Here is a 26,005-nt window from a genome sequence, read left to right as displayed (position 1 = left end):
TGACATATATCAATCAAAGCGGGGAGGGCTCGTTATTCATATCAGTGAGCTGTCAGGGAGGACAGGGGTGAGTCTGCGTTCTCTGAGATACTATGAAGAAAAGAAGTTACTGAACCCCGTTCGCCTGAAGAACGGATATCGGGATTATGCGGAATCGGATGTTGAAAGGATTGCATTGATCCAGCTTTATTTTAGTCTTGGGCTCACAGCCAAGGAAATAATGGATTTCTTTGACTGTTTATTTCAAAATGGTACAAGACGGGAATGCCTGCCGAACGCCATAGAAGTGGCTGAAAGAAAGCTGGGCGACATCAAAAAACAAATCGGGATTCTTCGCAAAGCCGAGTCCCAGCTGGAAGAGCATTTGTACGAGTGGAGAAATGCGATCAATCAAACAGTGGAATTAAATGAGAATGGCGACAGGGAGGTCATGTGACAGATGGGCAGGCATTCTCCAGATCGTTTTTTGCGAGGCATTGAGCTTGAGAGGGATGTGATCCCTTCCTTTGATCATTATCCATTTCATCTCGGGGTAATTCGGAGTCTCGGCAAGCTGGACTTTCATCCCAAAGTGAGCTACATCGTGGGTGAGAACGGGATGGGGAAATCGACGCTAATGGAATCGATTGCCGTGGCCTGGGGATTTAATCCGGAAGGCGGCACCCGGAACTTCTCATTCTCCACGCAATCCACCCATTCCGATTTGCATAAATATATACGTTTGGTGCGCGGAGCGCATAAGCCGCGGGATGGATTCTTTTTCCGGGCGGAGAGTTATTATAACCTGGCGACGAATATCGAGGAGCTGGATAGGGAAGGCTCTGCCGGCCCACGCATTATAGATTCTTACGGAGGCAAGTCGCTGCATGAGCAATCCCACGGCGAGTCGTTTTTTGCTGCTTTCCTTCACCGGTTCGGAGGGCAGGGCTTATACATCCTGGATGAGCCTGAGGCCGCCTTGTCTCCTCTCCGGCAGATGGCCATGCTTTCGCGCATTCATGAGCTGGTCCAAAAAAACTCCCAGTTCATTATCTCCACCCATTCCCCCATTCTTATGGCATATCCGGATTCGATCATTTATAACCTGACTCCTGACGGGATTGAAACCACAACATTGGAAGCAACCGACCATTATATAATCATGAAGCAGTTCCTTAATAATAAAGAAAAAATGCTACATGAGCTTTTTGACAATTTGTAAGGTGACTATTGCACCCGCTTCACATCCTCCGTTCTTTGGAACCGTAAAAATCAATCAAATCCAATCAAATGATAGAGTTATGATTAATATGGATCACTTTTACAAATAAAATGATTGACTGGAAGCAACCATGTATCTATCCTTTAAATGAAGGCCAAGTTTCAAGCGTTTGAATATCGGAACGATAGAGAGAGAACCAGCACCGTCAGGTGCTGGGTCTGTTTGGTTATGGAAAGAAATGGTCGGCATTTGATAAGTAATTGTTAAACCAGGAGCAAGCGGGATTATTCAGGAGGGTATTGGACTTTCCGTGTAGAACTAACGAAGATAGACCCTGTCGTTCAATGATGAACATGCTCTCGAGCAAATACGCGGTATAAACCTGTTTGCGAGGTGTAATGGAGATGAACACGCTTCTCATTGTAGAGGACAACGATTTTGAAAGAAATGCGCTGCAGCATTATGTCGATTGGGACTTATTGGGGGTCCGTGTCGTGGATACCGCTCATAATGGCAAGGATGGGCTGGAGAAAGCCAGGCTGCATCAGCCTGATATTATTATCAGTGATGTCAAAATGCCTGTTATGGATGGAATTGAGATGGCCAAAGCCATCGCTCATTTCAACCCGAACATAAAGTTTATTTTTTCAAGCGGACATGATGACGCGGAGACATTGAAGGAAGCGCTCGAAGTCAGGGCATACAGTTATCTGATCAAACCTGTAAGACAAGAAGAATTGATTGCGGTTCTGAGAAGGATTGCATCGGTTTCCATGGACGAGAAGCTGTCGCATCGGGCAAGCAGGAAAATCATGGAGCAATTCCATCATAATCTGCCCCATCTTCAGACCAAATTTCTGGAGGAGCTGATGAACGGCCGGCACAGTCCGGATGAAGCGAACCTGATCTACACCCGGGCTAATGATTTGAAGCTGCAAATGACGGGTTCATACAAGCTGGCCTTGATTGAATTCGATTATGCGGCCAATACCGATATTTTCCAAAAATCCGGGTATCTGGGCAGCATTCTCACTGAGCTGCAAGCTGCGTGCGAGCCCAAGGACGTATTATTCATCAAGGATGGGGACAGCAGAATCATTGCGGTTCTCCATTCCCTGAAGGAAGATTCCGACAAAGAAAAGCAGCTTCTTCAGACAGTCGGGAACAAAATTGCCCTTCTCATGGAGGTGCAGCCCTTCAGGTATGTAATCGGCGTAAGCACCGGCGCTCCTAATTTGACCGATCTTGGAATGCTGTATAGACAGTGCTGCTCCACAATCAATGGAAAAGTCGGATTCGGGTATGGCAGCGTAATCACGTTCGAACAGGTGCATGCCCGTACATCTGCGCTGTCCGACCCGGACACCGGCCTTGTGAAACAGATTATCGACGAGATTGTGTCAGGGGCATGCGGGGGCAAGGACTGCGAAGAGAGCATCCAGAAGCTGATGCATCTCATGACAACGGAGCATGATATGAAGCTGGAGCGCATTCAGAGTATAATGATCAGCTTATTCAGCAGCCTTTCCAGGAGCATGGCGAATATTGGAGAAAAGATCGACATGGTCGCAAAAGACGAATCGGAGCTTTTTCATGGTGTAGTCACGGCCAAGACGCTTCCGGATATTGTGCATTACGTCCGTCAGGTTATGAATGAGGTTTCCTCGTATATGGGCCGCAAAAACCTGAATAAAGAAGATTATATGATCCAGGAAATTTTGAACATCCTGAATAAGGACTTTTGCAAATCGATCACGCTCTCTTATATTTCCGACCGGGTGTTTTTGAGTCCCAATTATTTGAGGGTCCTGTTCAAGGATAAAATGAACATCAGCATACAGGATTATTTGACCCAGCTGAGGATCAACAAGGCCAAGGAGCTGCTGAGGCAAAACCGCTACAAGGTGCATGAAATCGGAGAAATGGTGGGGTATGAGAACAGCACGTATTTTAATCTTGTGTTTAAAAACAGTGTCCATATGACGCCCAAAGAGTACCGGAGCAAGTATATGACCCAGGTAAGCGGGGCCTGACCCGTGAACGATGCCGGCAGCAAAAGGAGCAGGACTTATGAATACCGCATATAAAGTGAAATTTTTCTATGTTGTATTCGCCTTTACGATTGCAATCGTCCTGGTCAGCTCTGTCACCATCAGCTTGATTATTTATTACAGGTTTAATTCAGCCATCGCGAAGCAGAACGACGATTTCATTCAAAATACGAGCGCGCAGCTGAAAAGCAATGTGCTGACATTGGTCAATAATTGTGAAACCATTGCAGGCAATATCTATGCCGATACGGCTCTGCAGACTTTTCTGGAGGGCTACCATAATCAAAAAATCGATTACGATATGTTTGAGAAGTTCAATTCGATTACGGACAATCTCCAGAGCATTCTGAGCAATAATACGGAGATCAGCAGCATCAGCATTTACAAAAGGGATGCCGGGCTGGTCAGCAACGGAAAGGAAATCAGGATCTGGGGTCAATTCGGCCGAGTCGACCTGCTCCAGAAAGCAATGGATGCAGGGGGCAAGGATGTATGGGCCAGTTACCGGGATGAAGCAAGCGGCGCGTATAAAATCGTCCTGATGAAGTATTTGAATGTCTATGCGCCCGGAGGCGTGCTGGTCATCGAATTGAACGAAGAGAGCTTCTATGATCTTTACAAATCCGGAATGGCGAGCAATTATCTGTTCCTCATGGATAACCAGAATCAGGTGATCAGCTCCAACAGCAGAGGATCGATCGGGAAGGAAATCAATGCGCCCGTCAAGCGCTTTGTCAGCGAAGGAGAGGCGACAGGCAAGCTGGTTTATGACAATACCCGCTATTATCTGTTCAGCGAGCAGGTGAACGACAGCTGGTCGCTTGCCGTACTGTATGATTCCAACGAGATCGAGAAGGAAAAGAGAAACATAACCTACTATATTATCTTCTATACAGCCATTCTGATCCTTGTATCGATGCTTCTGGCCTTCCTTTTCTCGAAAAGATTTGCCGGGCAGGTAGACAAGCTGGTCGCCAAGATCAAGGAAATCGATAAGGGCAATCTGAATATCCAGCCGACAATCAGCCAGGTGAACGAGTTTTATTTGCTGGATCAGGCGCTTTATACGATGGCCCGGAATATTAACAGCCTGAACAGCGATATATTAAAAGTCCAGAAGCAAAAGGAAGAAAGCGAAATTAAATATTTGCAGATGCAGATGAACCCGCATTTTCTGTACAATCTGCTCTCTGCCATCCGCTGGATAGCTTTTAGAGAGAAGCAGCAGCAGATTATGCACATCATCGATCATTTAAGCGATTTTTATAAAATTGCCCTGAGCAAAGGAAACGAAATCATCGGCATCCAGGATGAAATCAAACTGGTCCGAAGCTATGTCGAGCTGCAGAATTTGAGCTACAGCGGTCTCATTCGTTTAACAATCCGGATGGACGAGAGCCTGAACGACTTGCAGGTATGCAAAATGACCCTGCAGCCCTTTGTCGAGAACAGCATCGTGCATGGAATCGTGCGTGAGCAGCCCTTGAACATATCGGTCGAAATCATCCGTTTCGATGAAACGGGAGCGCGGATCCGCATCATGGACGATGGGTCCGGGATTGAGGAAGACTTTGTCCGGTTGATTGAGGATATGAACGGATTGAATACGATGACAAGCAGCGCAAGCTACGGGATTACCAATACGATTGTACGGTTGAAATATTTGTACGGGGACCAGATACGGATTCGCGCAGCACGGAGAACCCCTGGCACATTAATCGAAATCACCATTAAAAACGCCAGCTGAGCCATGTCGGTTCAACGGCGTTTTCATTTTATGCAGAATCTATCAAAAATGCATATATCCATCACAATTTGCCTGATCCAACTGCCATATTTACTATAAGCATTCGATGGATATTTGAATTGAAGGCACGGCCTGCCGGCACTAAAATTTAAGTAGAGAGAGAAACCAAAACATCAGGTGAAAGGAAGTTATCCATTTGACCGGGATTCAGAATCTTCTTTCGAAACTGAAGAAGCAGAAAGTGTTGATGCTCATGCTGATCCCTTTCCTGGCCCATCTGCTTTTATTTAAATATTATCCGATGTACGGCAATCTGATTGCATTCAAGGATTATTCCTTCTCCAAAGGAATTATCGGAAGTCCCTGGGCGGGCTTCAAGTGGTTCGAGTATTTCTTCAATTCGTCGGATTTCTGGATCGTTATGAGAAATACGGTTGTCATCAGCGTGCTTTCGTTGATTTTTACAACGGCGGCTTCCATCGTGTTTGCGATACTGGTATGCGAGCTCCGGAACCTGTACATGAAGAAGTTCGTACAGACGGTTTCGTATCTGCCTCATTTTATATCGTGGGTTGTCGTTGCGGGCATGGCTTTCACGCTGTTTTCTATTGACGGAGGCTCCATTAACAAGTTCCTGGTCGATATTCATGTTATCGATAAGCCTGTAAACTTCCTGGGCGACGAGCAATTGTACTGGCCTGTCATCACCTTTCTGAACGTATGGAAAAGCGCCGGATACAACTCCATTCTCTATATAGCCGCCATTACAGCCATAGACAGGCAGATGTACGAATCGGCAATTATCGACGGGGCCAACAAGTGGAAGCAAATTATCTATATTACGCTCCCTTGCATAAAACCGACCATTGTCATTCTGCTGGTACTAAGCTTGGGTTACGTGCTGAACGCGGGGCTCGATCAGCAGTTCTTCATGGGTAATCCCTTGAATATGGAGCACTCGCAGGTGCTTGATACGTATATCGTCCGATATGGGCTGCAGCAGCTCGAATATTCATACGGTACGGCTGTAGGCTTGTTCAGGAGTGTCATCAGTCTGGTGCTGGTCATCATTGCCAATATGATTTCGAGAAGGCTGTTTAAGATGGGCGTGTTTTAGTGAAAAAGTGCCCGTACGAACCGAAGGCCATTTTTGCACCATACTTTAAGATGATTTTTCGATGAGGTGGATTTGTGCTGATTTCAAGAGGCGAGAAGACGTTCCATGTACTTAATGCCATTATTCTGCTGCTTTTGTCGTTCACGGTCATATACCCCTTTATCAATATCTTCGCGATCTCGTTTAACGACGGGCAGGACGCCATGATAAAAGGCATATACCTGTGGCCGAGGAAATTCTCGGTTGCGGCCTACGAGCTCATTTTCAAGGAGCCTTTATTGGCGCACAGCGCTTATGTCAGCGTGCTGAGGACGGTTCTCGGGACGATCGTCAATCTCGCAAGCACGGCGGTCATTGCCTATGTGCTGTCTAACAGACAGCTGTTATTCAGAAGAACGTTCATCTTTCTGTATGTGTTCACGATGTATTTTAACGGCGGCATCATACCCGAATTTCTGCTCATACGAAGTCTCGGTCTCTATGATAATTTCGCTGTGTATATTCTCCCCGGCCTTGTGGCTGCAATGCCGATTATGATCATGCGCCAGTTCTTCGAGGACCTGCCGCAGGCGCTGCTCGAATCGGCAAGGATTGATGGAGCTTCCGAGATACGGATCTTGATGCGGATCGTAATCCCGATGGCTGCGCCGGTTATGGCGACGGTTGCCCTGATGTATGCAGTCGGGCATTGGACCTCGTGGAATGATACGTATTTCTACACCAAGAACGATGGAAAACTGGCAACGCTGCAGGGCATCCTGGTCAAAATTCTGATGGAGTCGCAAGCCCAGAGCATGAGCTCCAACTACAGCGCGCTGATGGATTCCATGAGAGGCGATAACAAGCCGACGTCCGAGGTGATCAAGATGGCTACCATCGTCGTTACAACCGTTCCGGTTCTGTGCGTCTATCCTTTTCTGCAAAAATATTTTGTAAGCGGGATGACCATGGGAGCAGTCAAGGAATGAGGATTTCAATGATTGCCGGGGTCAGATGACGATTTGATCTCACGGCCGTTGCTGAAACTTTCAGATAGATAAACTATATAACGAAGGGAAATGGGAGAAATGAGACGTTGGACCAGAATGGCAAGTGTAGGATTAGTCGTATTTCTGCTTGCCGCCGTGTTTGCGGGCTGCAGCCAGCCGGAACCGGCTAAAAATAACGCACCGGCAGCTGATGCGGCCGAAAATACGGGGACAGCGGATGCTGGTTCCGAAACGGACGCTGCGGCACCGGATGCGAAAGAACCTCCAGTGGAATTGACCGTGCTGAATGCGGCTGGCGGTTCCCCGACCTTTGGTACAGGCGATCCTGTGTACGATGACAATCCGATCGCCAAGTACCTGCTCGACAATCTGAATATCAAGCTGAAATGGGAGGTTATCTCCGGCGACGGCGCCCAGGCGATGGGACTCAAGCTTGCGTCGGGTGATTACCCGGATATCATTACGAATTTGCAGCCGGAGACGTATCAGAAGATGCTGGACGACAACCGGCTGGTTGACATGGCTCCCCTTATTGAAGCCAATGGACCCAATATCCAGAAGGCGTATGGAGAAAAAACGCTTAATTTCCTTAAAACGGACGACAATCATTTGTATAGTCTGACTCAGCAATACGGCAATATCCCGGAAGGCTCTACACCGGCTGGCTATGGCTTCGGCTTTCAGATCAGAAAGGATATCTATGAAGCCATCGGCTCGCCCAAGATTGAGACAACCGACGACATCTATGCAGTCTTGAAAAAAATCAAGGACGATCCGAAGGTGAATAAAACCGGCAGCGGCGAAAGCGTGTGGCCAATCGGAACGTTCAAACGTTCCTGGAACAACTTCCTGCAGGGCCTTGAGGCTATGGGAGGCTCCGGAACGGCCAAGTGGACCGTCAAAGACGGGAAAGTCCAATATTGGTTCAGAGAGCCTTGGGCGGAAACGGCCATGCAATTTTACAATAAGCTTTACAGGGAAGGGCTGCTTGATCCCGATTCATTTGTCGTGGAGCCGGATGCCTGGCAGAAAGAAAAGGTCAATACGGGAAGAATCGCAACTACGATCGGAGCCTGGAATATGGTTGCTGATGCCTGGGGCGAATTCAAGGCGGCGAATGTGCCGAATGCGGAAAATATGTACTTCCTGAATTTTGCCGTCAGCATACCCGGCGGCGAAACGCCGCAGCTCGTAAACATAAGCAGTGTAGGCAATGGCTATACGGTCATAACCGATAAGACGGAGGATAAGGAAGCGGCGATCAAGCTGCTGGATTTACTGGCATCGCCGGAAGGCAATTTCATGGCGCATAACGGGCCGGAAGGCACGCAGTGGGAAATGAAGGACGGCGTTCCTACGCTGAAGCCCGAATATCTGGAGAGATGGAAAGACGGGGAAGGCGATGACAGCTTTGCCAAAGAAACGGGGATTGGCCTATACAGGCACTTCGTGGGCACGGACGTTCCCAAATCCCCTGCAGGCACCTATATGGTGCTGAAGGATGACCCTAAAGTGACAGGCCGGGTCGACTTTGCGCAGCGGGATGAGGCGCTTGGCAAGTATTACTTCGACAGCGCGCCTTTCGTAGGTATTGAGACAGGACTGCCGCAGGATATCACGATGATGTACAGCACGATCGACAGCAAGCTCGGCGATGCCGTCTATAAGCCTGTTCTGGCCAATTCCGCAGAAGCCTCGCACGAGGAATGGCTTAAGTTCATCAAGGCAATGGATGATGCGGGAGCGGCCAAAGTCGAGGCTGCGGTCACCGAGAATTACCAGAAGAACCTCACGAAGCTGGGATTGAAATAATCGTAATAAAGCTGCGGGTGGATAAGGCCGGATGGCCTTATCCACTTTATTGAGAAAATTCACAGGACAGAAGGTGATGCCGATTATGAAATTGACCTTAATCAGACATGGAGAAATGTGCGGGGATCCGTTCATTTGCCCGGAAAGACCGGTACAGGGCTGCCTTACCGAAGAGTCAGGCATTCCGCAAGCAGAGGCGGCGGCGCAGGCGTTAAAGGATGTGCGTTTCGACCATGCTTTCTCTTCTCCGTACGGCAGGGCTCTGCAGACGGCTGAAATTATTATGGCTGGAAGAGAGACAGACATTGAAGTGCTGCATTTTCTGCATGAATGGATGCCAAGCCCAGAGCTTGCGAGCCTTCCAAGCACGGTATATGAACAAATCCAGCAGCAGGCGGAGGATGTGTATGCCGAAGAAAGCTGGAAGACGGATATGGGTGAAGGACATTTTGAAATGAGCGCCAGGATCATTCCGCCTTTTCTGAAGGAGTTGGACCGGTTGGGCATTCACAGCCGCATGGGCGGGTTTGTCCCTGAAGATCACGCCCGGAATCTGTCTATAGCGGTATTCGCTCATGGGGGTTCTCTGGGGACACTGCTGAATTTTCTGCTTGGAGTCAGGGCCTTTCCGATAGGCGGCTTCCGCTTCGAGCTAACGGGTGTGGCGACGATAGATTTTAAGGAACGAAAAGGGATTTATTATCCCCAGCTGCGCATTTCGTCCATCCATGCCATTCAATAAGCGCTATGACAGCAATTCCAATTGTTTTGGAGGGACAGCATGGGAATCAGGATTAAGGTATATGATGCCAATGAACAATTAACGCCCTGCAGAATTGTGATCCGAAAATCCGGTAACGGGCCGGTTGAGGATAACGGGAACGCTGGCGAAATTATATATTGCAGCGGGGAGCATGACTTTGAAGCGGTCAACGGCGAATACATGATCGAGGTGTTCAAGGGCAAGCTGTATGCTCCGGTCCGCCACACTGCGGCTGTGCATAACGGGAATGTCGAGATCCGTGTGCAGATCAAGCCTCTGGTGGATACAAGGAAGCTTGGCCTCTATTCATTCGATGCGCATTCCCATGTTTCCAGGAACGAGAACCTGGTGACCGGAAACCTCGGATGGGCATCTACGGTTATGATGGCAGAGGATTTCAATTTCTTCTATGCCGGCTCGCCTTATGATCACGAAACGCATCTGGAGTATTTAAATAAAGAGTATAGGAGCGAAGCTCCTTACCGTGAGCAGTTCGCTTCCGATATCAGGCAGATCAATCAGATCAATCAGGAAGGCTTCATCATCGATATCGGGAACGAGTTTGTCAAATGCAGGTATGGACATATATGCCTGTTCAATTTTGTGCAGAAGCCCCCCTTCAGCAAATATTACGACGAGGCGTGGGATCCCTGGAATGACAGCAACCGGCAGGGAGACGAGCCACGATATGGAATCTCCTATCCGTACGAAGCCGTTCTTGCGGAAAAGCAGGAGCACTCCTTCGCGTTCGCCGCTCATCCGACGAGCTGGTGGTGGGGAATGCATGACGTATTCATTACGAATATCGCATCCACGCTGGCGTTTGATCTGTTGACGGGTGCCGCTGACGGCATGGTCATCATGGGCTATGGCAGCGACAAGAAAGCGTATCAGGACTTGTGGTTCGAGGCGTTGCGGAATGGCTATTTTCTTCCCGGAGTGGCGGAAACGGACGTTTCCTTCGACGCAGTTCCGAAGCAGCGGTTTCTACAATACAAGACGTATGCTTTTCTGGAAGAGTTCAGCATGGAGGCTTTGGGAACCGCAATGAAGAACGGCAGGAATATCGTCAGCTCCGGTCCCATTCTGGTTATGAGGATAAACGGGCAACTGCCGGGCGCCGTGTTCTCCTACGAAAACGGTGAGGCGTTCGAGATTATTATAGAAGCTTTCAGCTGTTTTGAGGCTTCACTTTCAACCGTACAGCTGATCGTCAATGGCGATATTGCAGCCGAGTATGCCGTGAGCGACATGCAGTATGATTGCACGCACCGGATAGAAGTGAAAGAAGACAGCTTCGTCATTGCCAAGTGTTATGATTTTGCAGGAAATGTTGCAATAACCAGCCCGGTATATATTCGGAATCAACCGTTTGTGAATAAAGGCTATCTGTCGGACGTCAATGTTCATGTGCGTAAAGCGGGGAAACCCGCAGGCGGTGTGTACTGGTTGGATGATGAGCCGGGAAGAAACGCTTTCGAGGGCAAGGTGCTGGTGCAGATGAATCCGGCATCCAGCCTGCATATCTCCGTAGACGGAGAAGTCCGGACCGTCAAATTGTTCGAACTGGATGAGCTGCAAAGGATATTCAAACATCTTTATCTGGGCGAATTTAACCGGGACAAGCGTTATCAGTCGGGGGAAGTGCCTGCTGACGCGTTCAAGATCGCGCGCGTGAAGGAAATACTCGACCATGTTGAGCTGAATGTGGAGTTCTAAGTTGAAGATGAGAGAAGCGTATAAGAGGTTCCAGATGAATCACCGCCCAGTCTGCCGCTATCGAGCGGGAGGTTGGGCTTTTTTTCATACTAGGATATAATGGATTAAAATTGACGGTTGAGGCCGGTATTGCCGGGTGAAGAAACAGCAAATCGCGCAGGGAGGCAAATGATGAAACCACGGATTACGGTAATCACATTGGGCGTGGATGATTTGGAAAGATCGCTGGCATTCTACCGCGAGGGACTGGGACTGCCTACGCAAGGCATCATTGGCAAAGAGTTCGAGCATGGCGCCGTTGCTTTTTTTGAGCTGCAGGCAGGCTTGAAGCTTGCTATCTGGAACCGGAGGGATCTCGCCCATGAGGCGAAGGTCCATCAGACCGCATCAAGTTCTACCGAATTTACGATTGGCCACAATGTAGGCAGCAAGGAAGAAGTGGATCAGGTCATGGAGCAGGCCCGGAATGCTGGTGCCGTTATTACGGACCCGGCGCATGATGCTTTCTGGGGCGGATACTCCGGACACTTCCAGGACCCCGATGGCCATCTGTGGGAAGTCGTCTGGAATCCGCAGTGGGAGATCACGGAGTAGCGGGAATTCATCGTCTATATGCTCCACCAAGCAGGCCGCCAACCGGTTGTTACCGATGGCGGCTGTTTTGTTGTTCGCCAGCCTTCAAGCTGTCGCAAACCATGACAAAGGACTGCCAATCCTTGTTTTTACCCCGATTTTCACAGGCAGTACAAGATCTGTCACTTACATGCAGTCCGGGATGCCGTTAAGATAAATGATGAAAACGTTGCCAAACGATGCGGATTCGTCCAATAATCCGGCAGCGGGTTAAAAATAATTTGGGAGGTCTATATGAACATTTTCTCTGGCAAGGCTCTAGGCTTGACCATGGTGCTGGCACTTTCCCTGGGCGTTGTCGCAGGATGCGGCGGCACCGGACAGAATGGGAACAAGGAGGCGCAAACGGGTGAGGCTGCGAAGAATTTGAGCGTTCAATTTATGGTTCCGTCATACGCCGATGTTCCGGATATGAACGATGAATACTGGACGGAATTTCAGAAGAGCAGCCAAACCGAACTGGATGTGGAATGGGTTCCCTCCGGCGACTACAACACCAAATTTGATCTGGTGCTGGCTTCCGGCAATATTCCGGAGGTGATCGTAGCCACCAGCACGACCCGCCCGACGCTGCAGAATGCCATCAATCAGGGAGCGTTCTGGGACTTGACGCCATTCCTGGACGACTTCAGCAAGTACCCGAATTTGAAAAACAACAGCTATGAGGAAATATGGAATTATATGAAGACAGGCGGCGGCATTTTCGGGATACCGCGAAACCGTCCGCAAATCGACATCAGCATCAAAATGCGGAAGGACTGGCTGGACAAGTTTAAGTTGCCGGTTCCGACCACTCTGGAAGAATACGAGACCGCTTTGAAAACAATCGTAAACGGCGATCCCGACGGCAACGGGAAGAAGGATACGGTCGGACTCATCGGGCAGGGCTTCCTGCTGGCTGATGGCGACGGGAGCTTCCTGTCCGCCTTCGGAGGATTGGATCCCGTATATGACCAGGAAGGCGGGCTGATCAATAAACTGCTGACGCCCAATTATACGGACATGGTGGGCTATTTCCGTCAATTGTATGCGGACGGCATTCTGGCAAAGGATTTCTCGGCGATCAAGCAGACGCAGGCGGAAGAAATGTACACCACCGGCCGCGCCGCATCCTATGCCCGGAATATTTGGCGGGATTATACCTTCGAGCAGGAGGTCAAGAAGGTTCAGCCGCAGGCTGAAATCATCTCTCTGCCACCGATGAAAGGACCGGGCGGTACAAGCGTGCAGCTGTCTACGCCATTCTCCGGAGCCTTCTATATTTCCAAGAAAGTGCCTGAAGAGAAAGTGAAGCAGATACTGGACTTTTTCGAGAAGACGACCACGATGGAGCAAACCGACTACAATTACTACGGCATTGAGGGCGTGGATTATACGATGGTAGACGGCCAGCAGCAGCTTACCGAGCTTGGGACCAGGCAGGTAACGGCGAACGGCACAGGCGCCATCTTCCCGCTTGCGTACAACAACAAGATGAAGGTTGTGAACCCGGCGGCCCCCAAAGCGTATAACGACGCAAAGATGAAATCGGTCGAGGAATACGCCAATGTCGGCAAGGTCGATCCGTTCTCGATCATCAATTCCGATACCTGGACATCCGTCTGGACGAAATATGAGTCCGAATGGCAGTCGATGGTTATTAAAGCCATCGTCGGACAAGTGTCCATGGATGAATACAAAGCTTACGTGGACAAGCTGAACGGCAGTCCGGATTTCAAGAAGTCATACCAGGAATTCGCGGCGGAGTACAAAGAGAAATTCGGCAAATAAAGCGCAAAGTGATCCTTGAACGTAAAGCTTGTAATTTCACGCTCTGCTCCCTATGATAATGAAAATAGAAATGGATTGGGAAAATGGGAGGATTTATGGCTAACTGGAGCAAATCTCTATTGAACTATTCAGGTATCGGTCGTCTGGCGAATCCGCGGAAATATTTATACAAGCTGATCTGGCTGGGCTGCGTTTCCGTATGCATTCCCGTTATCTTGATCAGCATCGCCTACTATCAGTTCTCGATGAACCGAATGAACAGCTATATCCAGACCGAAAGCGGTTCGTCCCTGACGATCCTGAAGGACCGCGCCGAGAGAGTCCTGCAGGAAATCGAACAGGAGTCGCTCCAGTTAGCCAAGGATCCCGTCATTCAGACCGCCTTTGCAGGCCCGTCCGATGAGAATGGACTTCTGAATATCGAGATTTTGAAGAAAATCGCTTTGGCCAAAAATTCTAACAGCTTTATTAATGAAATCTTCCTGTACGACAGTGCGGGAGAACGGATTCTTTCCAATGAATATGGTCCCATCGCCAAGTCGGAATACAAATATAAAGATAATATAGACCGGCTGCTGGAAACCAGGCATCCTGCCCAGTGGTCGCAGTTCAGCAGCAGACAGGGCTATATTACGTTTGCCAGAATGCTCCCGCTCATTGGAAACGGAGGACCTGCGGGGGTCCTGGGCTTCGAGATCGAGACCTCTGTTCTCAGCAAGTTTCTGGAAGCGGATACGGCTATTCTTACAGACGGCCAGGAGCTGATCGTCGTGAAGCTGCACGATCCGTTTGCCATCGATGGCCAGCCGGACGCCAGCAGGCTTCGCGAGACGGCCGGTTTAAAAGGCATTGACATCATCAAGGCATCGGATAAAAACGACGGTTATTTTACAGCGGAGGGCATGGACGGCAAATCCGCGCAGTACCGGTATGTGAAAAATGTGTTCGGCAGAACTTATGTATCGGTCATCCCGGAACATATCATTACCGATCAATTGAACTGGATCCGCAAAATGACGGTGCTTATTCTTGTCGTATTCGTAGGGATGGGAATCCTGTTGACCTATATCACCTCGAGGAGAGCCTACACGCCGATCGAACAGCTGATCAATCACAGCCGCTCTCTCAGCGCAGGCGGTATGAAGCATAAGGAGAACGAGCTGGATATCATCCGGGAGTCGCTGGATTATTTGAGCAAAGAAACCGGGAAGCTGGAATCGTATATGGAAACGATTGAGCCGTCCTTGCGGGAGAAGTTTCTCTATCAGCTGCTGGGCGGTGATTATACGAGAAATGAGACGCTTATACAGGATTGCGGCATGTATGGCATTGAGGTTGAATTCACGAATGCTGTCCTCATTGTCGAGGCTGAAAATATATACAAGGAAAAACGGTTTCTGCCGGAGGATCGGGGAATTATCGCCTTCTCCCTGGCCAATGTGATGCAGGAGGTTCTCCGCGATTTGGGCCATCAAGGCTATGCGGTTCCTTATCAGGGAAGAGGGGCGGCGCTCCTTCAATTCAAGCCGGATATGCCGCAGGATACGATGCTGGAGAGGACCAAGGAGTATGCCGCCGCTATAACAGAGGCGTTTACGAATTTTCTGTCCTTTGAGGTCACCGTCGGGATCGGGCGGTTCTATGCGCATGTGGCGGACGTTCCGGTTTCGTGCAAGGAAGCGGAAAATGCGCTTAATTACCGGATTTTTCAGGATTCGGAATCCATTCTGTTCATCGAAGATGTGGAGCATGTCAAGAAACAGACTCATCTCAGTTATCCCAGAGAGCTGGAAGCGTCCATTGTGGAATCGCTGGACCAGGAGGATATCCCGGCTTCGATCAGGCATTTCCGGGCATTCACGGAAATTATGCAGAATTCCCAGTCATACGTGTTCACGTATCAGAGCTATCACGTTCTGCTATCGTCATTGATCGTGGCCTTGGAGAATCAGGGGGCGAACGCAGTCGACATGATGGAGCATAATTTGTTCGGACAGCTCAGAAGCAAGGCAACCTCCCAGGAAATTTGCGACTGGTTCGAAGAGACGCTCTTTCCCCTTTATATATGGTTAACCCGCAACGACAGGGAAACAGCGGGAGAGACGGCCATTCAGACAGTCTGCAGTTATATCAGGGAAAATTGCGGAAGAGACCTGTCCCTGGTGAATTGCGCCGAAATCGTAGGCGTCAGCCCATCCTATTTAAGCCGTCTGTTCAAGAAGAAAATGGGCAAAAACTTCCTGGAATATGTCGCGGAGAACAAGATCAACGAAGCCAAGCGGCTGTTAAAGGATACGGACCGGAGCATCAGCGAGGTCGCGTTGGCAGTCGGATATTCCGAACGGAATTTTATCCGCATTTTTCAGCGTTATGTCCAGCTGACACCCGGCAATTTCAGAGCGCAGCACCGATAGCTTGCGGAAGAAGTGCGGATATGGGCGGGACATGGCTGGACGCGGACGCGGCTACGGCTGCGGCTGCGAAATTAGAAGACGGACAGGAGGAGCAGCAATGAAGATTAAAAGTATCGAGACCTTTACGACAAGACAGCTGTCTGTCGTCCGGGTTACTTCGCAGGATGGCCTTCAGGGATACGGGCAGATTGCCCCTTATCATGCCAATATATCGGCCCTTGTGCTGCACCAGCAGGTTGCGCCTCACGCACTCAGAGCGGATTGCAGCGAGATAGAAGCTTTGTCCGCGGCCATCATCCGCGAGGAGCATAAATTTCCCGGCTCCCACTTATGCCGGGCAGTAGGCGGATTGGACACGGCATTATGGGATCTGAAGGGCAAGCGGGAGGGGAAAAGCGTATGCGAGCTGCTGGGCGGCAGACCTCGCAAGGTGGAGGTATACGGCTCGAGCATGAGGAGGGACATCTCGCCTGGGGAGGAGGCGGAACGGCTCAGGCGGCTTCAGGAAACAGAGGGCTTCCGCGCCTTCAAAATCCGCATCGCAAGCAATTTCGGTCACGACAAGGATGTATATCCGGGCCGTTCGGAGCAGGTCGTGCGCGCGGCGCGGGCGGCAGTCGGTGACGACACCTCGCTGTTTGTTGATGCGAACAGCGGGTTTACGCCGGGCAAGGCCATCGAGACAGGGGATATGCTGGCGCAGTATGGGGTATGTCACTTCGAGGAGCCATGTCCCTATACGGAGCTGGAGTGGACGAAGCAGGTGGCGGACGCTCTTGATATAGCGGTTACCGGCGGCGAACAGGATACCGATCTGGCTCAGTTCCGGCGGATGATCGCCATGCGGGCGGTGGACGTCGTCCAGCCGGACATCTGTTATGTCGGCGGCCTCAGCCGGGCGCTTGAAGTGGCCCGGATGGCGGAGTCCGCGGGCATGATCTGCATGCCGCATGCGGCTAATTTATCCATGCTTGCCGTGTTCACGCTTCATATGGTGGCAGCCATCCCCAATGCCGGAGATTATATGGAATATACGATCGAGCAGGATGCCTGGACGAAGGGCCTGATTACGGAGCCGCTGGCCGTGTCGGACGGCAGGGTGCAGGTTCCAGAGGGACCGGGCTGGGGGATAACCGTTAATCCGCAGTGGCTGGAGAAGGCGGAATACCGGATCAGTTCAAGCGGGGTGCTTTGATGCAAACTGCCCTCAAGAGTCAGCCTCGTCAGCCGCTTCTATCCAGACTATGGGCCAGCCTGCTGCAGCACAAATGGATGTATGTGCTGGCGCTGCCGGGAATCCTGTATTTTATTCTGTTCAAATTCGTGCCTTTCTGGGGGCTGCTGATCGCCTTCAAGGAGTACAACCCTTATAAGGGATTGTGGGGAAGTCCGTGGATCGGCTTCACGAATTTTACCGAGCTGTTCGCCAGCCAGATTTTCTACGATATGCTGCGGAACACATTTGCGATTAATATTTTCGGAATCATCTTTATGTTCCCGGTTCCTATCATACTGGCTATCATGCTGAATGAGGTCAGGCATGAGGTGTTCAAAAGGATCAATCAATCGATCGTTTACCTGCCTCATTTTCTGTCCTGGGTCGTAGTGGCCAGCATGACCTTCTTCATGCTCTCGACGGATGTGGGGATTGTGAACAAGATCATCTCCGGTATGGGCTTTGAAACGGTATCGTTTCTGTCCAATTCAAACTATTTCTGGGGGCTGATCACGCTTCAGAGCATGTGGAAGGAAGTAGGATGGGGCACCATTATCTTCCTGGCCGCCATTGCCGGGGTGGATCCCGGGCAATACGAGGCAGCCGTTATGGACGGCGCCTCGCGCATGAAGCAAATCTGGCATATCACCATCCCGGCGATTCGTCCGACGATCATCATTTTGCTTATTTTACGACTCGGCCACATGGCGGATGTCGGATTCGAGCAGGTGCTGCTCATGAACAACCCGCTCGTCACCTCCGTATCCCAGGTATTCGACACCTATGCGTATACGATCGGAATTCTCGGAGGGAAGATCAGCGTAGGCGTTACCGTAGGGATGTTTAAAGGCGTTGTAGGCCTGATCCTTGTCCTGCTGTCAAATTATACGGTGAAGAAGCTGGGCCAAGAGGGCATTTATTAAGGGGGGACCACCTTTGAGTTTCGTAGCTTCCAAGAGATTGACTCTGTTCGATTATGTGAATTACTCGCTGCTCGCGATCATGTCGATCGTTTGCGTCTTTCCGTTCATTTATGTGTTCAGCGTTTCCTTCACCGATCCGAAGGTCTATGTGCCGCTGCAATTTTACTTGTTCCCGGAAAAATGGTCCTTGTCGGCGTACCGGTACATTCTGTCGACCAACAGCTTTATGAATGCTTTGAAAAGCACCGTGTTCGTGACGGGTATCGGAACTGTGCTGAGTGTTATCGTGTCGTTCACATTTGCCTATGTTCTGACCAAGAAAGCCGTGCCCGGCCGGAATGTGATGCTCGGAGGCGTTATTTTTACGCTGGTATTCAATGCCGGGATTTTGCCCAACTATTTGCTGATCAAGGATCTTGGACTGCTCAATTCGCACTGGTCCCTGATCTTGTCCGGCCTGACCAACGCCTGGAGCCTGATCGTGATTAAAAGCTTTCTGGATACGCTCCCCTCGGAGCTTGAGGATGCTGCCCGCATCGACGGCTGCTCCGATATCGGCGTCTTCTGGCGGATTATTGTCCCGCTGTCCATGCCGGCTGTCGCCGCTTTCACCTTATTCTTCGCAGTCGCGTACTGGAATACGTACTTCAATGCGCTGATCTATTTGACCGACGCCAAGAAATGGACGCTGCAGGTGCTGATCAAATCGCTTGTTATCGATTCGGATTCCAACGGCGTAGGAGGATCCGGAGGGTCCGACGATCGGGTTATTCCGCAGGAAACGATCCGTATGGCGTCCATTGTGCTGGCCATGGTGCCTATTCTGCTGGTCTATCCGTTCCTGCAGAAGCATTTTGCCAAAGGCGTTATGCTGGGGTCCGTGAAGGGCTAGGATAATTGATTAACCGAATAAGAGAAGTTAAATAAGCCGGGACCCCTCCATTGGGAGCTTCCCGGCTTATAACTGTTTCTGATCAGGCTTGAAGGCTGCCGGAGACTTTATTGCGTGTCTTTTGATTGACCATATCCGCTGCCTTTATTATCGCCTTGGCTGTTTCCTTGATTTTGATCCTGACTTTGTTTGTCACCATGCCCATGGCTGCCTTCTCCGCCTTGGCCATAATCCTTGCTTTTGGTATCTTCTTTGGTTTTTTCTTCTACTTGACCCTTGTCTTCCTGAATATTGTCATCTTGAATTTTGTTGTCTTTTTCCTTGGCTTTCTCTTCAATTTTTTGGCCTTGATCTTCTTGTTTGATTTCTATTTTTTCTTGGCCCCGATCTTGTCCCCGACCTGAGTCTTGACCTCGATCACCGCCAATGCCGCCGCCTTGACCTTGACCACCGCCAGTGCCGCCACCTTGACCTTGGCCACCGCCAATACCGCCGCCATGGCCTTGTCCACCGCCAGTGCCGCCGCCTTGACCTTGGCCACCGCCAATACCGCCGCCATGGCCTTGACCACCGCCCATGCCGCCGCCGTGGCCTTGTCCACCGCCAGTGCCGCCATGGCCTTGTCCACCGCCAGTGCCGCCGCCGTGGCCTTGACCACCGCCAGTGCCGCCGCCATGGCCTTGACCACCGCCAGTGCCGCCGCCATGGCCTTGACCACCGCCCATGCCGCCATTTTTGCCGCCGCGGGTACCTTGCTCGCGTATTTTTCCATTACCTTTACTTTGCGTGTGCATTTGGGTTCCGGTCTTCTTGCTTGCGTACACATAGACCAACGACTTGAGCGTCCTTTTGTCCACTGAGCCAGTCGCCGGGAGTCCATGTTTCTTCTGATAATATTTGACGCCGATGACAGTCAGAGCATTGTAATTCCCATCAATTGGGCCAGCGTAACTGCCAAGTGATTTCAGCATTCCTTGAATGACGTATACATCCGGACCTTTCGCCCCTTTACCGATCGCCGAGCTGACATCCGGAAAGCCAGCCATCAGCGCTATTACTAATAGGGCGGATCCGAGAAACTTTGCTGCCGATTTGAGGAGCTTTCCCCTTAAGCGGGGATATTGATTGTCCACCATTTTAATGAGACACCGTCCTTTGAATATAAGTTTATTTTGCCACGCCCTTACTATCCCATTATTTCATCCACATTATGCTTTATCTGGGCTGGTCAGATTTCCGGTTTATACTCAAAAACAATCCTTCCCAACCCTGCTGGTGCATGGAATTGAACAAATAATCTGTTGAAATTATAAGGATTCCAAATTTTACTTAAATCAGGCTTGGAATTAATTGTACGAATCATTCGAATTCAGGAAAGCATTGAATAGATCCAGGAAATTACTTATATTGAAAAGGGATAAATGGAATTGAAGGAGATCTTGAATGAGCAGGAGGTTTTATCGTGTATCCGAAGCTTGTAAATCCGAGGTCACACAAGGACTGGTTAATGCCTCATTCGCATGCATGGTATGCTCAGCTTGCGCGTTTAACAGGGGAGTATGCTTTTCCATGGAATTCGACGGTCGCGGAGCCGAATGGCGAGAGTAAGTTTAGAGATGAGGTCTCGCTGATGGTTCAGAATAAGAAGGTGCTGGATATTGGCTGCGGTCACGGCGACTTCACCATCCAATGGAGCCCGGTTGTGAAGCAAATTGTAGGTTTGGATATCACACGCGACTTTATTGAAACGGGCAGAAGCCGCAATCTGGCTAACGTATCTTTTGTTACGGCCAATACGAAGCATAAGCTTCCGTTTGAAACGGAAGCGTTTGATTGTGCTTACAATCGCAAAGGTCCGACCTCGGCCTATGCAGACTTAAAAAGGATCTTAAAAAAAAGCGGGCATATCCTTGGTCTGCATCCCGGGGATCGCATGTCTCCAGAACTGCCGCGGCTTTTCCCCAATCTTTTTGAACCGCTTCCTCCTGGAACACCCGTATGGGATAAAATCAAGAATATGCTTGAAGAAGGGGGAATTACTCAAGCTGAAATCGAAACAGTCACGGCTATCCAATATTTGCAGGAGCCTATGGACATTATTAAAATGTGCTGCTTTGGTCAGCTGCCATCCCTGCAAGAGATGGTCATCAATGAAAGCATGTCTGAAGTAGAACGGATTTTTTCCGGGCACGCGGTTGAAAGAGGGCTGCCAACAACGGTGGATCACTTCATCGTTCGCGCTGCCGTTTAATTGATGGACACGCGGCTCGGTTTATTATGCAGCAAGGCAAAAAGAAGAGAGCACCTGCTGCCAGGCGCCCTCTTCGTTCAAAGATTCCAGTACTCAACCACCCTTACATACTCAACTGCCTCCGCCGAATCATGCATATGGCGGCTCCCACATTTTCTTCCTCCACCCGATCGTGTCCCCGATCACCTGCAGCCGTTCATCCAACATGACATCCATACCGAAGGGAAGATCATGTCCGTGCCGGAAACGGACATCGCGCAGCTCAACCTTGTATCCGTCCTGAAGCTTCTGGCAGGAGATATGAACGCGATGCGTGAACCGGAGAAATGTTCGAACCCCGTCGCTGCCCATGACCGCTTGAATGATATCGTTTTGCTCCCCTTTTTCGAAGACCGCTTCTTCCTTCAAAGTCAATCCGCGGATCGAGCCCGTGATATAGGCCTGCCCGGTTTCATGAACATACTTCCACTCGTGGGGAAGCCCCCGTGGAATCAGGAAGGAATAGCCGGCAGTTCCGTAACGCCGGCGGACCAGCTGCAGCATGAAGCGGCCAATCAGGAGGCGGCAGCCGACGAAGAGAAAGGTTAAAGCATAGACAAGCGGAAAGACAGCCGTTGCCCCGAAGACGTCGAACACCCACAGGAGCAGCCCAATTGCATGAAGAGAGAACAGAATCGGATCAAAGATCGGGATGATATCCGCATGGAACCATCTCCGCGAAACCGGTCTGAAGCACTGCACGCCGTAGGCATTAAATAAATCGAGGAAGACATGAAACATTACTCCGGCCATTGTCCATAGAAATATCGGGAGCAGATAGGCCCAGGCGTGGAAAGCGAGGGCAATCAGTGGGGCGAGGACAAGCGGCCACCCCGCAAGCATGGGAAGCGAATGGCTGAAGCCCCGATGATGCTGCAGGTATGATTTGTACCCGCGAATACGGATGACGGTATCGAAATCCGGAGCGTTCGAGCCGATGATTGTTGCCGCGAATAACCCGTAGACGGCGGTCGAATGACTGATGAGAGCGGGATCGGCAAGAGAGATTGCAAGTCCTCCCAACGTGGCGCCAATCAGAAGATGAGTTCCGGTATCCATTTCCCATAACCTCCTACTGAATCTTGGATGTGATCATGCGTCGTGCCGATGTGTGTCAGCTTCAGGCAATTTCGTCTTCTTCCGTGATAGCCGTCAGGATTTGACTTGCGGCTGCCAGTTGATTATTCTCCGTTTCGGCGATCTGCAGGCAGCGCGTATAGATGGCCTCCATCGCCTGGTCCCAGGTGCGCGTTAACGCGTAGGCCCTGGCTCTTGCCCCGAACTCCCGCCATTTGTCCGGATGCTCGAACCAGTCGGTCAAGGCCGCGAGGAAGCTCTCCGCATTTCTGGCTTGTGCATGCATTCCGGTCTTCCCGTGCTGTACAATCTCGGTCACACCTCCGCTATTGGCGACAATAGCGGGTAGCCCGGACGCCGCAGCCTCCAGCACGACGTTGCCGAATGTTTCGGTCGAAGACGGGAACACGAACAAATCCGAGGATGCGTACAGTTCCGCCAGGGCCTCTCCGCTCTGATAGCCGGCGAACGTTACATTCTGCGGCACTTCCTGCTGGGCCTGCTCCATCATCGGGCCGTCTCCGACAATCAGCAGATGGACTTGATTGCGGATCGGATCCGGCAGCCGGTGCATTAGCTGGAAGAGGATATCCATATCCTTCTCCGGCGCCAGACGGCCGACGAACAGCAGCAGATACCGCTCCTTGATCCCGTAAATTTCCCGGATACGCTGCGAACGCTTCGCGGGTGTGAACAATTTGCAGTCGACTCCCCGAGTCCACAAGGCGAGATTGCTTAACCCTTTTGCTTCCAGCAGGCTTATCGTTTCCAGCGAAGGCGCGAAGATGGTGCGGCAGGAACGGTGGAACCATTTGATATACGGCCAATAGCATGAACGGGCAAAAGGAAAGCGGTAGGATTCGAGGTAGCGGTCGAAATGGGTATGGTAAGAGGCTACGACAGGGATGTGCAGCTTTTGGGCGGCAGACAGACCGGCGAGTCCGACATTGAACGGGGTTGCGATATGGACAAGATCAGGCTTGAACCGGGAAAGCTGCTGCCGGATGCGCAGCAAATTGGGAATGGCGAACCGGTATTCGGGATAGAGCAGGAGAGGGAGGCTGGCGAGCCTGCACACCTGATCTTCATAAGAGGGATCCGGTTCAGTCGGCACAAACAGCTTGCACTCGACTCCCTGGTCAGATAAATAATCGGTCCAGCGTTTCAAAGTAAGAGCAACGCCATTGATCTGCGGAATAAAAGTGTCTGAAAACACGGCAATTCGCATAGGGCCCACTCCTCCTTACGGATGATATCTTCACAGTAGTTCATGATTATTAGCGCTGATGCATGGTTGGGTAAAGAAATCATGAAGTTATGAAGGAGGAATCAGCCGGCGCGGCCGCAGCTTTTCAAATCCGTCATATTATGAAATAAATCGCCAGATCCTTGATGCTGCGCAGGGCAGCTTTTCTTTATAGTGGAAGAGACGGCAGGCTGAGCTGAGGCTGCTCCAAGACTAATGGGAGAAAGAAGGAGAAAGTATGAGTTCGGATAAAATCATATATGTGAAGGATTACACCTCGCCATCCGAGTGTGATAGCGCGGAAGGAATTCGGGAAGCGATTCGGGCAGCACTGGAGGCTGAAGCAGGGTTAATCGTATTTGAGGCGGGGACATACAGGCTCACCTCGGTGGAGGTTGTCCAGACCGAAGGGATGGTGCATGATGCGGGGAGCGGCCATCAGCTGTGGAAGGATACCCATATTGCGATAAGCGGTACGAAAGGCTTGACGCTGCAGGGAGCGATTGGCGATAATGGCGAGCCGGCCACCGTTCTGGCGGGATACAATGACGGGAGTGTCAACGGTTATCTGCCTTCGATCCTGTGGTGCGAAGACAATGAAGCCCTTGGCCTGCGTCATTTGGCCTTTACGCGGGAGCCTGAATTTGCTTCTGCGGGAATCGTCACAAGCCGTTCGGAATCCTCCATTACGGTTGAGGTGTTCGCAGGGAATCCCTGCCATGAGGGGATGGGCACCTACTGCATGAACCGCCTGGATCCTTTGACCGGCGCGTTGACCGGCGAGAGCGTCACCTATGGCGGTGGGGCCGACGCGGATTGGGAGCAGGTCGGCGAGCGGAGTTTTGTCTTGAACAGCCAATCGGTTGCCTCCAAAGTGCAGCTGGGCGAGCATTTGTCATGGCATCAAGGCGCCCGGACGGATTTCCAGATTTACTTCGCCCGGTGCGACAATTTGGAGCTCAGCCGGCTTCGCATTAAGAATGCGAACGGCTTCGCCATGTTGACGGAAAGCTGCCGGCATATACGTGCCGACGGTGTCGTCTTCAAGCCTGACGGGAACCTTTTGTTCACGGCACCGCGCGATGCCTGGAAGCTGTTCAAGTGCAGCGGCCATATCGGGATTAACCGGATGTATGTGGAAGGCGTCAGGATGGACGGGCAGAATATTCAGAGCAACTGGCTGTTTCTGGAGCGCAAGCTGTCTCCGCTTCAAGCTGTTTTCTTCTGCAAGTACACGTATGCGCCGCTGCAGATTGGCAGCCATATTGAATTTTATGACGGGGCGCATATGGAACGAAGGTTGATTGAGGAATGGTCGCTGGAGGAGAAGACCGAAGGGGGCCATCAATATCGTATACGATTGCAGGAGGAGATTCCCGCATTCGCGCTCGAAGGCACGCTGTGCGCGGCAGACTGCTGGGAGGCTGACAGCTACACATGCACAGACTCGGAATTTGTCAACATCGCCGGGGCAGGCCATCTGGTGAGGAACGACCATGTTACGATCCAGCGCTGTACATACCGCAATACAATGAACCCGGGTATTCTTCTGGGGGCGGAGCTTCCAACCCATGCCGAGGGAGGCCATGCGACGCATATCCGTATAGAGGATTGCATATTCGACCACTGCGGCTTCTATCCGCGATATGGCGCAGAAGGGTGCATCGGCATCAAATCCTCCGGCTTCGATGGACCGTACAACCGGCATATTGCGATTAACGGCAATGTATTCAGAAATTCGGCGATTGGCGTTCACGCGATCGATGCGGATGAAGTTTCGGTGAGCCGCAACCTCTTCGAGGGTGTGGAGAGGCCGCTGGTGACCCAACCGGGAGTTACGGGAAAGGTAGAATTTGACGGCTAGACAACAGATGTACGATGCTGCTCACAGCTTTTGCAGCCACAGAGTCAGGCTTCTTATCAACTGAAGAACCAACTGGCCAGGCGGCGCTTGAGGTGATGTTTTCCATGCCTCGCGAGCAGCTTTTTCCACATCGTCTCTGATTTGATTCATTCTCGTTTCGTATTCATACAGGTTGTTCATTTGTCACATCCCCTTTGTTTTTTATTATAGCTGGATAAAGATGAATAAAAATTGTAAAGTATTAATTATATATTTCATCTTTTATTCAGGGCAGGTGACCG

General features: G+C 50.7%; 21 protein-coding genes. 17 read left to right on the top strand and 4 right to left on the bottom strand.

The window, feature by feature from the left end; all coding sequences use genetic code 11:
• The first annotated feature begins 4 nt into the window (after positions 1 to 4).
• The 15 genes from AC0YOA_RS27170 to AC0YOA_RS27100 all read left to right on the top strand — a co-directional run bounded on the left by AC0YOA_RS27170 (position 5) and on the right by AC0YOA_RS27100 (position 19,247).
• Positions 5 to 436 carry a MerR family transcriptional regulator gene (locus AC0YOA_RS27170; protein ID WP_475789389.1) on the top strand — a complete coding sequence of 144 codons (432 nt, stop codon included), beginning with the start codon at positions 5 to 7 and terminating at the stop codon, positions 434 to 436.
• 3 nt (positions 437 to 439) lie between these two features.
• Positions 440 to 1,201: an AAA family ATPase gene (locus tag AC0YOA_RS27165; protein WP_475789303.1), complete on the top strand. Its 762-nt coding sequence runs from the start codon at positions 440 to 442 to the stop codon at positions 1,199 to 1,201.
• 404 nt (positions 1,202 to 1,605) lie between these two features.
• Positions 1,606 to 3,234 (top strand): response regulator, encoded by a 1,629-nt coding sequence (locus AC0YOA_RS27160; protein WP_475789302.1) that lies wholly within the window; start codon positions 1,606 to 1,608, stop codon positions 3,232 to 3,234.
• 37 nt (positions 3,235 to 3,271) lie between these two features.
• Complete coding sequence (locus tag AC0YOA_RS27155; protein WP_475789301.1) at positions 3,272 to 4,999, top strand: cache domain-containing sensor histidine kinase; 1,728 nt, start codon at positions 3,272 to 3,274, stop codon at positions 4,997 to 4,999.
• 196 nt (positions 5,000 to 5,195) lie between these two features.
• Positions 5,196 to 6,116: an ABC transporter permease gene (locus tag AC0YOA_RS27150; RefSeq protein ID WP_475789300.1), complete on the top strand. Its 921-nt coding sequence runs from the start codon at positions 5,196 to 5,198 to the stop codon at positions 6,114 to 6,116.
• A gap of 74 nt (positions 6,117 to 6,190) precedes the next feature.
• Positions 6,191 to 7,084, top strand: coding sequence for a carbohydrate ABC transporter permease (locus AC0YOA_RS27145; RefSeq protein ID WP_475789299.1), 894 nt, complete (start codon positions 6,191 to 6,193; stop codon positions 7,082 to 7,084).
• Positions 7,085 to 7,183: 99 nt separating this feature from the next.
• On the top strand, positions 7,184 to 8,917 hold the full coding sequence (locus AC0YOA_RS27140; RefSeq protein ID WP_475789298.1) for a type 2 periplasmic-binding domain-containing protein: 1,734 nt from the start codon (positions 7,184 to 7,186) through the stop codon (positions 8,915 to 8,917).
• 85 nt (positions 8,918 to 9,002) lie between these two features.
• A complete protein-coding gene (locus tag AC0YOA_RS27135) occupies positions 9,003 to 9,659 on the top strand; it encodes a histidine phosphatase family protein (RefSeq protein ID WP_475789297.1) in 657 nt (218 codons plus the stop codon).
• 39 nt (positions 9,660 to 9,698) lie between these two features.
• Positions 9,699 to 11,399 (top strand): CehA/McbA family metallohydrolase, encoded by a 1,701-nt coding sequence (locus tag AC0YOA_RS27130; RefSeq protein WP_475789296.1) that lies wholly within the window; start codon positions 9,699 to 9,701, stop codon positions 11,397 to 11,399.
• A gap of 171 nt (positions 11,400 to 11,570) precedes the next feature.
• Entirely contained in the window at positions 11,571 to 11,993 is a 423-nt protein-coding gene (locus AC0YOA_RS27125) for a VOC family protein (RefSeq protein WP_210046530.1), read from the top strand.
• A gap of 273 nt (positions 11,994 to 12,266) precedes the next feature.
• Positions 12,267 to 13,802: an extracellular solute-binding protein gene (locus tag AC0YOA_RS27120; RefSeq protein WP_475789295.1), complete on the top strand. Its 1,536-nt coding sequence runs from the start codon at positions 12,267 to 12,269 to the stop codon at positions 13,800 to 13,802.
• Between the two features lie 95 nt (positions 13,803 to 13,897).
• Positions 13,898 to 16,216 carry a helix-turn-helix domain-containing protein gene (locus AC0YOA_RS27115; protein WP_475789294.1) on the top strand — a complete coding sequence of 773 codons (2,319 nt, stop codon included), beginning with the start codon at positions 13,898 to 13,900 and terminating at the stop codon, positions 16,214 to 16,216.
• A gap of 97 nt (positions 16,217 to 16,313) precedes the next feature.
• On the top strand, positions 16,314 to 17,411 hold the full coding sequence (locus AC0YOA_RS27110; RefSeq protein WP_475789293.1) for a mandelate racemase/muconate lactonizing enzyme family protein: 1,098 nt from the start codon (positions 16,314 to 16,316) through the stop codon (positions 17,409 to 17,411).
• Positions 17,411 to 18,355 carry an ABC transporter permease gene (locus AC0YOA_RS27105; protein ID WP_475789292.1) on the top strand — a complete coding sequence of 315 codons (945 nt, stop codon included), beginning with the start codon at positions 17,411 to 17,413 and terminating at the stop codon, positions 18,353 to 18,355. Before AC0YOA_RS27110 ends, AC0YOA_RS27105 begins: the two co-directional genes overlap by 1 nt.
• Positions 18,356 to 18,368: 13 nt before the next feature.
• Positions 18,369 to 19,247, top strand: a complete 879-nt coding sequence (locus tag AC0YOA_RS27100; protein WP_475789291.1) for a carbohydrate ABC transporter permease — start codon at positions 18,369 to 18,371, stop codon at positions 19,245 to 19,247.
• Positions 19,248 to 19,354: 107 nt separating this feature from the next.
• Here the strand turns inward: AC0YOA_RS27100 and AC0YOA_RS27095 are convergent, their stop codons facing one another.
• Positions 19,355 to 20,383, bottom strand: coding sequence for a peptidoglycan-binding domain-containing protein (locus AC0YOA_RS27095; protein ID WP_475789290.1), 1,029 nt, complete (start codon positions 20,381 to 20,383; stop codon positions 19,355 to 19,357).
• Positions 20,384 to 20,709: 326 nt separating this feature from the next.
• On the opposite strand from AC0YOA_RS27095, the gene AC0YOA_RS27090 reads away from it, so the two are divergent.
• A complete protein-coding gene (locus AC0YOA_RS27090; protein ID WP_475789289.1) occupies positions 20,710 to 21,498 on the top strand; it encodes a class I SAM-dependent methyltransferase in 789 nt (262 codons plus the stop codon).
• A gap of 129 nt (positions 21,499 to 21,627) precedes the next feature.
• On the opposite strand, the gene AC0YOA_RS27085 is transcribed toward AC0YOA_RS27090, so the two are convergent.
• Complete coding sequence (locus AC0YOA_RS27085) at positions 21,628 to 22,596, bottom strand: metal-dependent hydrolase (RefSeq protein ID WP_475789288.1); 969 nt, start codon at positions 22,594 to 22,596, stop codon at positions 21,628 to 21,630.
• A 61-nt stretch (positions 22,597 to 22,657) separates the two neighbouring features.
• On the bottom strand, positions 22,658 to 23,842 hold the full coding sequence (locus AC0YOA_RS27080) for a glycosyltransferase family 4 protein (RefSeq protein WP_475789287.1): 1,185 nt from the start codon (positions 23,840 to 23,842) through the stop codon (positions 22,658 to 22,660).
• Between the two features lie 256 nt (positions 23,843 to 24,098).
• On the opposite strand from AC0YOA_RS27080, the gene AC0YOA_RS27075 reads away from it, so the two are divergent.
• Complete coding sequence (locus AC0YOA_RS27075; RefSeq protein ID WP_475789286.1) at positions 24,099 to 25,724, top strand: hypothetical protein; 1,626 nt, start codon at positions 24,099 to 24,101, stop codon at positions 25,722 to 25,724.
• Between the two features lie 21 nt (positions 25,725 to 25,745).
• Here the strand turns inward: AC0YOA_RS27075 and AC0YOA_RS27070 are convergent, their stop codons facing one another.
• Complete coding sequence (locus tag AC0YOA_RS27070; protein WP_475789285.1) at positions 25,746 to 25,904, bottom strand: hypothetical protein; 159 nt, start codon at positions 25,902 to 25,904, stop codon at positions 25,746 to 25,748.
• Between the last annotated feature and the right edge of the window lie 101 nt (positions 25,905 to 26,005).

It is taken from the genome of Paenibacillus sp. JT22N12, assembly GCF_056269365.1.
The sequence above is the reverse complement of the archived record's forward strand: the minus strand, read 5'-3'. Positions and strand labels throughout refer to the sequence as shown.

Excerpts from the sequence above, each read along its gene's own strand:
- AC0YOA_RS27080 (WP_475789287.1), bottom strand. The coding sequence starts at position 23,842 with ATGCGAATTGCCGTGTTTTCAGACACTTTTATTCCGCAGATCAATGGC.
- AC0YOA_RS27115 (WP_475789294.1), top strand. The coding sequence starts at position 13,898 with ATGGCTAACTGGAGCAAATCTCTATTGAACTATTCAGGTATCGGTCGT.
- AC0YOA_RS27130 (WP_475789296.1), top strand. The coding sequence starts at position 9,699 with ATGGGAATCAGGATTAAGGTATATGATGCCAATGAACAATTAACGCCC.
- AC0YOA_RS27120 (WP_475789295.1), top strand. The coding sequence starts at position 12,267 with ATGAACATTTTCTCTGGCAAGGCTCTAGGCTTGACCATGGTGCTGGCA.
- AC0YOA_RS27165 (WP_475789303.1), top strand. The coding sequence starts at position 440 with ATGGGCAGGCATTCTCCAGATCGTTTTTTGCGAGGCATTGAGCTTGAG.
- AC0YOA_RS27135 (WP_475789297.1), top strand. The coding sequence starts at position 9,003 with ATGAAATTGACCTTAATCAGACATGGAGAAATGTGCGGGGATCCGTTC.
- AC0YOA_RS27110 (WP_475789293.1), top strand. The coding sequence starts at position 16,314 with ATGAAGATTAAAAGTATCGAGACCTTTACGACAAGACAGCTGTCTGTC.
- AC0YOA_RS27155 (WP_475789301.1), top strand. The coding sequence starts at position 3,272 with ATGAATACCGCATATAAAGTGAAATTTTTCTATGTTGTATTCGCCTTT.
- AC0YOA_RS27070 (WP_475789285.1), bottom strand. The coding sequence starts at position 25,904 with ATGAACAACCTGTATGAATACGAAACGAGAATGAATCAAATCAGAGAC.
- AC0YOA_RS27140 (WP_475789298.1), top strand. The coding sequence starts at position 7,184 with ATGAGACGTTGGACCAGAATGGCAAGTGTAGGATTAGTCGTATTTCTG.
- AC0YOA_RS27085 (WP_475789288.1), bottom strand. The coding sequence starts at position 22,596 with ATGGATACCGGAACTCATCTTCTGATTGGCGCCACGTTGGGAGGACTT.
- AC0YOA_RS27125 (WP_210046530.1), top strand. The coding sequence starts at position 11,571 with ATGAAACCACGGATTACGGTAATCACATTGGGCGTGGATGATTTGGAA.
- AC0YOA_RS27095 (WP_475789290.1), bottom strand. The coding sequence starts at position 20,383 with ATGGTGGACAATCAATATCCCCGCTTAAGGGGAAAGCTCCTCAAATCG.
- AC0YOA_RS27105 (WP_475789292.1), top strand. The coding sequence starts at position 17,411 with ATGCAAACTGCCCTCAAGAGTCAGCCTCGTCAGCCGCTTCTATCCAGA.
- AC0YOA_RS27075 (WP_475789286.1), top strand. The coding sequence starts at position 24,099 with ATGAGTTCGGATAAAATCATATATGTGAAGGATTACACCTCGCCATCC.
- AC0YOA_RS27160 (WP_475789302.1), top strand. The coding sequence starts at position 1,606 with ATGAACACGCTTCTCATTGTAGAGGACAACGATTTTGAAAGAAATGCG.